At 65.4% G+C, this 9,389-nt stretch carries 9 protein-coding genes; 2 read left to right on the top strand and 7 right to left on the bottom strand.

The genetic code is table 11. The annotated features are described in order from the left end of the window. Positions 1 to 90: 90 nt before the first annotated feature. Together OGL92_RS20810 and OGL92_RS20805 are read right to left on the bottom strand one after the other, a co-directional pair. Positions 91 to 423 (bottom strand): hypothetical protein, encoded by a 333-nt coding sequence (locus tag OGL92_RS20810; protein WP_263147480.1) that lies wholly within the window; start codon positions 421 to 423, stop codon positions 91 to 93. A 1,135-nt stretch (positions 424 to 1,558) separates the two neighbouring features. Next, positions 1,559 to 2,479, bottom strand: a complete 921-nt coding sequence (locus tag OGL92_RS20805; protein WP_263147479.1) for a PDR/VanB family oxidoreductase — start codon at positions 2,477 to 2,479, stop codon at positions 1,559 to 1,561. 97 nt (positions 2,480 to 2,576) lie between these two features. On the opposite strand from OGL92_RS20805, the gene OGL92_RS20800 reads away from it, so the two are divergent. Continuing rightward, complete coding sequence (locus OGL92_RS20800; protein ID WP_263147476.1) at positions 2,577 to 3,227, top strand: TetR/AcrR family transcriptional regulator; 651 nt, start codon at positions 2,577 to 2,579, stop codon at positions 3,225 to 3,227. On the opposite strand, the gene OGL92_RS20795 is transcribed toward OGL92_RS20800, so the two are convergent. Genes OGL92_RS20795 through OGL92_RS20775 form a run of 5 tightly spaced genes read right to left on the bottom strand, consistent with a single transcriptional unit; the run spans position 3,203 to position 8,296 of the window. Beyond that, on the bottom strand, positions 3,203 to 4,309 hold the full coding sequence (locus OGL92_RS20795; RefSeq protein WP_263147474.1) for an ABC transporter ATP-binding protein: 1,107 nt from the start codon (positions 4,307 to 4,309) through the stop codon (positions 3,203 to 3,205). The genes OGL92_RS20800 and OGL92_RS20795 overlap by 25 nt on opposite strands. Positions 4,310 to 4,317: 8 nt before the next feature. After that, positions 4,318 to 5,139 carry an ABC transporter permease gene (locus OGL92_RS20790; protein WP_263147473.1) on the bottom strand — a complete coding sequence of 274 codons (822 nt, stop codon included), beginning with the start codon at positions 5,137 to 5,139 and terminating at the stop codon, positions 4,318 to 4,320. Continuing rightward, positions 5,136 to 6,035, bottom strand: a complete 900-nt coding sequence (locus OGL92_RS20785; RefSeq protein ID WP_263147470.1) for an ABC transporter permease subunit — start codon at positions 6,033 to 6,035, stop codon at positions 5,136 to 5,138. Before OGL92_RS20785 ends, OGL92_RS20790 begins: the two co-directional genes overlap by 4 nt. A 6-nt stretch (positions 6,036 to 6,041) precedes the next feature. Continuing rightward, complete coding sequence (locus tag OGL92_RS20780; protein ID WP_263147468.1) at positions 6,042 to 7,184, bottom strand: aromatic ring-hydroxylating dioxygenase subunit alpha; 1,143 nt, start codon at positions 7,182 to 7,184, stop codon at positions 6,042 to 6,044. A gap of 32 nt (positions 7,185 to 7,216) precedes the next feature. Further along, positions 7,217 to 8,296, bottom strand: a complete 1,080-nt coding sequence (locus OGL92_RS20775; RefSeq protein ID WP_263147465.1) for an extracellular solute-binding protein — start codon at positions 8,294 to 8,296, stop codon at positions 7,217 to 7,219. A gap of 361 nt (positions 8,297 to 8,657) precedes the next feature. Here OGL92_RS20775 and OGL92_RS20770 point away from each other — a divergent pair, with 361 nt between their 5' ends. Then, positions 8,658 to 9,371 (top strand): RraA family protein, encoded by a 714-nt coding sequence (locus OGL92_RS20770; RefSeq protein WP_263147463.1) that lies wholly within the window; start codon positions 8,658 to 8,660, stop codon positions 9,369 to 9,371. The last annotated feature ends 18 nt before the right edge of the window (positions 9,372 to 9,389 follow it).

Genomic DNA, 9,389 nt, shown 5'->3' with positions numbered 1-9,389 from the left:
CGAATGTGAACCAGACGGCGCTGCATCTTTCAATGTTCGAAAAGTGATTGTCACGGTTACGATGTTCAAACCAGGCCTAATGCCGCTGCGTTAAAGATTAGGTTTCAAAGGCCCCCACACCTTATTAATCCGGGTACGCATCAGGTATGCAGTCCAATTCTGCCTATCGTTGGAACAATAAACGAGGAATTCGTCATTGCTATGGGTGCTGGCCAGGTATTGATAATTCCCGCACTCTCGAATTTTCGCAGCCATCAATGCTTCCGTTATGTCTTTATGAGATTCATATTTCCATGGCCCTGGAAACCGATGAGCAATCTCTTCTCGTGTAAGCTTTGCTATATCGGGTGTGTCGTCCACACTTTTTGCGATAATACCGCCCACGATCAATATCAACGCATAAACCAGTAATGTTCTACTCATCGTGAGTCTCATGGCAAATAGAGGCAGTCCCGCGTAGTCGGGATCAACTGCAGGAGTATTCCACATGATTCAAATTGGCGATGTCATCACATCGCACGGTCAGACGCCATTCTAACCGACTTGAGCAGGTATTCGGCATAACTCACCCCCTGGGCCCGATGACCTATCATGCCCTTGCGCCATGCTCTTGGAGCAGGCAGCCTCTCCGCTCTCAGTATTTACCAAAACCTACAGCACCTGCCTCAGGATCACATCAATGCGACGGCATGACCAAATGAGCGGTGATCGCTGGATACTTCGGCAGGCTTGCCAGCCTCGATTCATCGTCCCCATCGACCGTCATGCGCATGGCCAATTCCATGAGTACCGTCCCTGGCAACCTGCGTGTGCGAGGTGCCAGACGGGCCGCAAGAAAGTTCGCCTCGTGAACCTCCTATTCACGCAAGGACTGGATAGCTGACAACCCGAATGCCATCGTTCCAAACAATACGGCTCCATGCTCACCGTACACAGCCCTGCCCCGGATGACCGAAGGCAACGCCTCATTGATACCAAGTAGTTCGAAGCCTGTGTCATATCCTTACTCGATATTTGAAACCCATTCCCCGCCAACTTATTCTAGGTATCGACATGCAACACCCCTCAACTCGCAGGAATCCACATATGGAACCCCTATAGAAATGTGGGCGGGAACTCGGGAGTGGTTGCCTTTGAAATAAGGGAAGGCGCCATCATCGTTCAATTCGGCGATGGTAAAAAAAGGTATTACTTGTACGACCTGCAAAGCACTGGGGCCGAGGGTATCGCGGAGATGCAGCGGCTCGCCCAAGCAGGGAAAGGACTTAACAGCTATATCTCCCGGACTGTCCGAACGAAATGGGCCAAGAATTGGTAGCTCCGCATCAGCATTGATTGTCCGGGGCCGACCCAAATCGTCACGCATTCCGCGCGTGATGCCTCAGCTTGCCCCCGTCATATCCTCCAGTGGCTCACGCTCCTTTTTAAGCGTGCGCTTTTCGTACAGGCGTCGATATAACTACTTTGCCCAATCCCCCCACCTCATTCGCCCACGCTGAGCTGGCACGAGATACGCCCGACGCCTCCCACGGCAACGGGCGCGGAGCCTGCCGAAAAATCATTCCAACCTGTCGATGATCAGCTTGCCCGATCCGCAGCGCGAGACGCAGGTCACGATGAGGTGGCCGTCGTGTCGTTCCTGTTCCGAGAGGTAGCTGTCCCGGTGCAGCGGTTCGCCTTCGACGACGCGCATCAGGCAGGTCCCGCACAGGCCCATTTCGCAGGAGGTTTCGATCCCGACGCCGGCTTCGCGGAGCACCTGGACGATGCTCTTGTCGCCCGGCACCCACAGCGCCTCCCCGTCCCGACCGAGTTGCAGGGCGAAGGCTTCGTCGTCCGTTCGCGCCGGGTCGACCTGGAAGCGCTCTTCGAAGAACCGCTGGGCGCCGACGCGCCCTTGCAGGCAGGCGCGGGCCTCGTCGATGAAGCCGGCGGGGCCGCAGGCATAGACCTGGGTGTCGGCGGCCAGGGATTCGCCAAGCCGGGCCAGGCGGGTCCGGGTCGGCACGCCCTGGCAGGAGGCGTATTTCTCGACGCGCGAGCGCCACTGCGCGCCGACCAAGTCGTCGAACAGGTCGAGGGCGCGCGCCTCGCGACAGTAATAGATGAGGCGGAAATCGCGGGATTGCCGCGCGAGTGCATGGGCCATCGACAGCAACGGGGTGATGCCGATGCCGCCACCGAGCAACAGCACGCGGCCTTCGCCCGGTCGCAGGGGGAAATGATTGGCAGGCCGCGATACCCGCAGCACCTGCCCCACGGGCAGGCCATGCATGGCCTCGGAACCGCCGCGCGACGACGCTTCGCGTTTCACGGCGAGGCGGTAGCGCTGGCACGTCGCCGGGTCGTCCAGCAAGGAGTACTGGCGCACCAGTCCCGGCGCCAGGTGCACGGCCAGGCTGGCCCCAGCCTCGAAGGCCGGCAGCGGGGCGCCGGTGACCGATTGCAGCTCGAACAAGCGGATGTCATTCGATAGCATGGACGCCGCCGTGAGCCTTACATCGAAACAGTCGGTGTCTGGAGTACGCATCGAAGCGGTTCCCATCGTTGCAAATTCATCGTATCGAGGAGTTCGTGTGGCAGCGCCAGGGCAAAGAGAAAAGACCAAGAGCCAACGGCGGCTGAAGATCCTCGAGGTGGCGTCGCGGCAGTTCAAGGAGCAGGGGTTCGAGAAGACCCGCATCGAAGAAATCGCCAGGCAGGCCGACGTCGCGGCCGGCACCGTCTACAACTACTTCCCGACCAAGGACATCCTCCTGATGGAGCTGGTGGCCTATCACCGCGAGCACTCGCCCAAGGCCCTGGCCTCGCTGCTCTCCGCGCCCCCGCTGGAGCCCGTCCAGGCGTTCCTGCAGTTCTACGAGGTCATGGCCGAGGAAAGCCTGCGTTACCTGGACAAGCTCCTCTGGCGCCATGCACTGGCCGCTTTCGCCGCCGGCAGCTGGAACGAGGCGATCGAGAAACGCTGGCAGCACGAGCGGGAACTGGTGACCTACCAGGTCGCCATCGCCAAGTCGCTGCAGCACGAAGGGGTGCTGGCCCGCGAGCTGGATGTGGCGGCGCTGGTCGAGGTGATCCACGCCTGCGGCTTCTGCTGCTGGCAGCAGTTTCTGGTGCGCGACGACTTCGACTTCCCGATGTTCCTCTCCACGCTGCGCGGCCACCTCGCCTTCATCTTCGCCCGCCTGGCGCCCTCCGGCGCTCATGCACCCTCGGCCGGCCAGTAGAACGCGTCGTCGATTCCAAAATCCAGGGCGACGGGGCTGCCGACCGCCGGCACGCTGTCGTCGCGCCGATGGACGACCCGCAGGCTCTGCCCGCCGTCGAGGGCCACGCAGAGTTCCACGTTGGTGCGATGGGCCTGGGTCCGCGCCAGGGTGCCGGTGAGGCGGTTGCGCGTCCCTGGCCCGCTCGCCGCGTCGGCCAGGGCCAGGCGCTCGGGCCTAATGCCGATTTCGAGGCGCGTGTCGGCGGGTGGAAGCGGCCCCTGCCCCGCGCCCAGGACGACGCGCTGCCCGTTGTCCAGCAGGGCCTCGAAGCGCTGCGCGTCCAGACCGCGGGCGACGCGCCCGCCGAGCCAGTTCACTTCGCCGAGGAACTCGGCGCAGAAGCGCGATCGCGGCCGGTCGTAGATGGCCAGCGGGGTCCCGTCCTGGACGATCCGCCCCTCGTGCATCAGCACGATGCGGTCGGCGACGACCGCGGCCTCCTCGTGGTCGTGGGTGACGATCACCGTGGTGATGCCGACCTCGCGCAGCACCTCGCGCAGTTCCACCTGTAACTTGCCGCGGACCGAGGCGTCCAACGCCGACAACGGCTCGTCCAGCAGCAGCACCGCGGGGCTCGGCCCCAGCGCGCGGGCCAACGCCACGCGCTGCTTCTGGCCTCCGCTGAGCTGTGCCGGGTAACGGTCGGCGAAGGCCTGCATGCGCACCAGGGCCAGGAGTTCCGCCACCCGGTCGGCATGGGGCCTGGCGCGGTAGCGGCGGTGTTTCAGGCCATAGTGGATGTTCTGCGCCACGGTCAGGTGGGGAAACAGCGCGTAGTCCTGGAAGACGATGCCGAAGTCGCGCTCGGGCACGGCCAGGCGGGTGACATCCACGTCCTTGATGCGGATCCGCCCGCTGTCCGGGACCACGAAACCGCCGATGGCGCGCAGGGTGGTGGTCTTGCCGCAGCCACTGGGGCCCAGCAGGGCGACGATCTCCCCTTGGTGCAGGTCCATGTCGATGCCGTGGAGCACGCCGATCTCGCCATAGCCCTTGCTGATGCCGCTGAGGCTCAGCGCAACGATACCGCTGTCGATCATGGGATCACCTATTTTGTCGTCGGGCCGGTGCCGAACAATCGGTCGACCCCGAGGAGCCACTCCACCAGCAGCAAGGCCACGCAGGACACGGCGATCATCACGGTAGAGGCCGCGGCGATGGTCAGGTCGAAGTTCGAGCGCATCATCGACACCAGCGCCAGCGGCAGGGTGGTGCTCTCGGGATCGGCGAGGAAGATGCCGACCGAGACGTCGTCGAACGACACGGTGAAGGCCAGCACCGAGCCCACCACGATGCCGGGGCGGCACAGCGGCAGGATCACCGTGCGGATCACCGTCCAGGGCGACGCCCCCAGGCTCATCGCGGCCTCCTCGATGGAGGTGCCGAGGGTGGCCAGGGTGGCGGTGACCGAGCGGATCACGTACGGCAGGGTGATCACGCTATGGGCGATGAGTAGCTTGCCCGCGCCCGACACGATGCCCAGGGTGGACAACGTGACCAGCAGGCCGAAGCCGATGACCACCGCCGGCACCACCAGCGGCGCGAGGAAGATCGAGACCAGCACCTGCTTGCCGCGAAAGCGCGCCTTGTGCAGGCCGATGGCCGCGGCCACCCCGAGGCTGACGCTGACCAGGGTCGACAGCGACGCCAGCCACAGGCTGTTGCGCAGGCCGTGCATGTACAACGGCTCGTCGACGAAGCGCTGGTACCAGTGCCAGGAAAACGCCTGGGGCGGAAAGGCGCCGAGGAAGCTGCGCGCATCGAACGACATCATCACCGCGATGCCGATGGGCGTGAGCAGGAAGGCGATGGCCAGCGCCACCGTCAAGCCGCCGAGAGCGCCGCACAGACGATCGAGGACGCGCCTCATGCCGGCCTCCCCAGACGCTTGCCGAGCAGCCTGCCGAGCAGGCCGACGATCGCCAGGCTGATCGCCAGCAGGACCAGGGAAACCGCCGCGCCGCCGGGGTAGTCGGCCATCTCGCCGAAGCGCACGTAGGCCAGGTTGGCGAGGAACATCACCTTGCCCTGCCCCAGCACCAGCGGGATCACGAAGGAGCTGGCGGCCAGGCTGAAGGCGACGATGAAGGCCGAATACAGGCCGGGTACCGCCAGGCGCACCGTGGTGTCCAGGTGCGCCCGCCAGTTCGGGACGCCCATCGAGCGCGCCGCTTCGTGATAGGAGGCGGAAATGCCCTGGAAGGTGCCGAGCAGGATCAGCGTGACGATCGGCAGGAGAAAGTGCAGGAAGCCCAGGATCACCACGCACTCGATGTACTCCCGCGACCCCAGGGCGATGCCCAGGCTGCGCAGGAAGGCGCCCGCCGGACCGCCCACGCCGAAGGTCAGGGAGATGGCGTAGACCCGCACCAGCACGCTGAGGAAGGTCAGGCCCAGCATCAGGCCGATCAGCGACTTGCGCGCCCAGCCGGCGCGGATGCGGGTGATGCGGTAGGCGATCAGCCCGCCCAGCAGCACGGCGAGCAGCGCCGCGTAGGCGCTGATGCGCAGTGTGCCCCAGAGGAAGTACAGGTAGGACGGCGAGGCGAACAGCAGGTAGTTGCGGTAGGTCAGCGCGCTGTCGGCGGCGGCCCCGACCTGCCCGGGCAGGTGCACCAGCAGGCTCTGCCAGGCGAGCACCAGCAGCGGCCCGCAGATGAACAGGAGCGCGGCGACCGTCGCGGGCAGGAGCAGCGTCGCGGGCAGCAGGCGCTGCCCGTCGCCCGGCGGCGGCCTGCGGGAGGTGGACGGCAGGGGGCTCGCCATCGCCCGTCAGGACCGGGCCGCGGCGTCGAGCTTGCGCAGGACGTAGCCGGCGAAGGCATGCACCAGGCGCTCCTGCTCCTGGTACAGGCCGGGAATGCGCCGCCCGTGGGTGATGCCGCGCTGCTGGATCTCGGTGATCTCGATGTCTTCCTGGCTGACCACGTCGAAGCGGCGGAAATAGCGCTCGGCGATGGCCTCGTAGTCCGGGTGCTCGGTGGTGCCCACCGGGAACGCATGGTTGACCACCAGGGTGCTGGTGTGGGCGTCGATCGGCAGCAGGGTGATCCACCAGATGGCGTCCACGGTCATGGTCAGCACGGTGTTGGGCAGCAGCGTCACCAGGATGTGCTTGGCCGGCCGGTCCAGGGAGAAGCCCGGCATCGGCTCGAAGCCCTGCTCACCCTTGAGCACGCCGAGGGTGCCGGCGAACTCGGCCCATTGCAGGTAGAAATTCTCGTGGGGCTCACATTGCCAGGCGGACATCGGCGCCACCGGCTGCAGGCTGCGGGCATGCACGCTGGCCACGTGGTAGGCCTCGATCGAGTTGTCGATGTAGGACTTCCAGTTGGCCTTGATGGTGTAGGACTTGCTGCGCGCGAGGCGCATGTCGGCCAGGCGATAGGGCTCGACGATCGGCGCCAGTTCGCTCAGATCCGCTTCGAGGGACGACGGCGTGGCGTTCAGGTTGATGAAGACGAAGCCCTGCCACACCGCGCAGGCGATCCCCGCCAGGGGGAAATCCGCCTTGTCGAAGTGCGGGTGGGCGTCCATGCCGGGGGCGCCGATGAGCGTGCCGTCGAGGCCGTAGGTCCAGCGGTGGTAGGGGCAGACGAAGGCGCGCTTGTTGCCCTCGCCCTCGGCGATCAGCGCGCCGCGGTGCCGGCAACTGGGCGAGAAGGCGCGGACCTGGCCGTCGTCGCCACGGGCCACCAGCACGCATTGACCGGTCAGGTGACGGGTGAAGTAGTCGCCGGCGTTGGCGATCTGCTCGGCGCGGCCGACCACGACCCAGGCGTCGCCGAAGATGCGGGCCTTCTCGTGGGCGTACCAAACCGGGTCGATGTAGGCCTCGCTGGGCAGCATGTGGGCGTTCTCGAACTCGGCGGTCACCCGGGGATAGAGCAGGTTGAGCGGGGTCTGGACGTTCATGGCGTCTCCGGCATCAGGCGGTTGGGCGGCACTCACAGCAGGTGCGCGATCTCGGTTTCCCAGCGCTGGGTCCACTCGTTCACCTGGGTGGCGAGGTAGGCCCAGTCGGGGAGCTGGGTGTAGGCCTGCGATTCTTCTGGCGAGAACTTCATCTGCTGCATGCTCTCGTCCACCGGGACCTGGCTGCTGGCCGGCACTTCGCCGACCACCGAGCAGTAGATGGCGAGGTTTTCCGGCGCCAGCGAATGGTTGAGGAAGGCGGCGGTTTCCGCCTTGTGCTGGCTGGTCGGCAGGATGGTCCAGCCGGTGGTGCTCAGGTAGGTGGTGAAGCCCGGGCGCTTGGTCAGGTGCACCACCGGCGCGTTCTTGGCCACGTTGGCCCAGGCCGCCAGGTGCCAGAACGAAACGGAGGTCTCGCCCACGGACAGGGAGTTGATGAAGTCGACTTCGGTCTGCGCCACCCGGCCGATGTTGCCGGCCTTGGCGATTTCCTTGAGCAGCTTCCAGCCGGGCTCGATGTCGCGCTCGTTCCCGCCGGCGTGGCGGGCCAGGGCGACGATGTGCAGGCCGCTCATCTGGGTCGGGTGCGGCCAGCAGATCTGGCCCTTGAGTTTCGGCGACAGCAGGTCGTCGATGCTGCCGATCTCGAGAGGCGCGATATCCGAGCGGTAGCCGAAGTAGAACCCGGAAAGCCCGCGGGGGATGACCCGGGCGCGCCCCTGCTCGTCCGGCAGGGTCAGGTGGCGGGGAATGTATTGCAGGTTCGGCACCAGGGCCGGGTCGATGGGTTCCGCCCAGCCCTCGTTGATCATCGCGGTGAACACCGGATCGTAGGCCGCGATGAAGTCGTAGGGCAGGTTCGGCCAGTTGGCCTTGAGCTTGCCGAGGATCGCCGCGGCGCCCGAGGCATGCAGCTCCCAGCGCACCTTGACCGCCGACTGGCGGGCCTCGATCTGCTTGAACGCCTCGATATAGGGCCCGCCCCACTCGACCCCGGACAGGGTGGTCTGGGCGGCCAGCGCGCGCCCGATGAAACCGGGAGCGCCGAACACGGCGAGGGTTGCCGCGCTGGCGCTGGCGAGGGTGAAGCCACGTCGGGTGATGCCGGTCATCTTGATTCTCCTGCTTGCACGCGGGTCGATGCCTGGCCGGACGGTGCCCGGCCGGCACGAGCCCCGGCCTGCGCCGGGGGCTCGAATCATGGCGGCAGAATCAAAAAGCGCAGTCCGCGACGGCGGGTCGGGCCGGTACGTTCTGGCGCGCCTTGTCTGTGTTGTTCTGCGGCGCTTTCTTCAGGCCATCGGGACGGGATCGGGAACGGCGCCCTCGTGGCCATGAACGGATTGCACCACAGCCCTACCGACGGTGCAATTTATTTTTATACTCAACTACAAATTTATTTGTAGTTTTGAAGGGATTTCATGTGTAGATTTTTTACTTCTTGAATTCAACTTCATTTATTAGGACGCTGCCATGACGATTCCTACCCCTTCGCTCCTGCAAGCCCTGCGGGGCTATCGCACCCCGCTGCTCTACGACGCCATCGAGCGTTTCGCCGTGCGCAGCAAGACCGAGGGCTACACCGATGGCTCGATCCGCTGCATCTTTCCGCAACTGGGCAGCTTCGCCGGACACGCCGTCACCGCGAAGATCGTCGGCGAGTTTCCCCTGGCCGAGGGCGAGGCCCACCTGACCTACAAGGACGTCTGGCAGCATGTCGCCGCGCGCCCCGCCGGCAGCATCGCCGTGGTCCAGGACCTGGACGCCCCCGCCGGGCGGGCCTGCGCCTGGGGCGACGTGGCGGCGAGCGTTTTCCAGCGCCTGGGCTGCGTGGGCGTGCTGACCAACGGCAGCGTGCGCGACCTGCCCGAGATCCTGCCGCTGGGGTTCGGCCTGTTCGCCGGCAGCGTCAGCGTGGGCCACGGCAACATCCGCTTCGTCGCGGTCGACACGCCGGTGAAGGTGGGCGGGCTGCAGGTCCATCCCGGCGACCTGCTGCACATGGACGAACATGGGGCGATGATCATTCCGCCCGAGGTGGCACTGGACGACCTGCTGCGGGTCGCCGACGAAATCATCGCGGCGGAGGCCGGCGTGAAGCGTTACTGCGCCAGCGCCGACTTCGACTTCACCCGCTTGGACCATATGCACGCGGCCTCCATGGGCGAGCGATTGGACGAGGCCTGACGGCCGGGCGGGCACGGC

Origin of the sequence: Pseudomonas sp. RIT-PI-AD (genome assembly GCF_025642785.1) — a bacterium.
In the GTDB taxonomy this organism is placed as follows: Bacteria; Pseudomonadota; Gammaproteobacteria; order Pseudomonadales; family Pseudomonadaceae; genus Pseudomonas_T.
The sequence above is the reverse complement of the archived record's forward strand: the minus strand, read 5'-3'. Positions and strand labels throughout refer to the sequence as shown.

Excerpts from the sequence above, each read along its gene's own strand:
- OGL92_RS20795 (WP_263147474.1), bottom strand. The coding sequence starts at position 4,309 with ATGATCGACAGCGGTATCGTTGCGCTGAGCCTCAGCGGCATCAGCAAG.
- OGL92_RS20790 (WP_263147473.1), bottom strand. The coding sequence starts at position 5,139 with ATGAGGCGCGTCCTCGATCGTCTGTGCGGCGCTCTCGGCGGCTTGACG.
- OGL92_RS20805 (WP_263147479.1), bottom strand. The coding sequence starts at position 2,479 with ATGCTATCGAATGACATCCGCTTGTTCGAGCTGCAATCGGTCACCGGC.
- OGL92_RS20770 (WP_263147463.1), top strand. The coding sequence starts at position 8,658 with ATGACGATTCCTACCCCTTCGCTCCTGCAAGCCCTGCGGGGCTATCGC.
- OGL92_RS20780 (WP_263147468.1), bottom strand. The coding sequence starts at position 7,184 with ATGAACGTCCAGACCCCGCTCAACCTGCTCTATCCCCGGGTGACCGCC.
- OGL92_RS20810 (WP_263147480.1), bottom strand. The coding sequence starts at position 423 with ATGAGTAGAACATTACTGGTTTATGCGTTGATATTGATCGTGGGCGGT.
- OGL92_RS20775 (WP_263147465.1), bottom strand. The coding sequence starts at position 8,296 with ATGACCGGCATCACCCGACGTGGCTTCACCCTCGCCAGCGCCAGCGCG.
- OGL92_RS20785 (WP_263147470.1), bottom strand. The coding sequence starts at position 6,035 with ATGGCGAGCCCCCTGCCGTCCACCTCCCGCAGGCCGCCGCCGGGCGAC.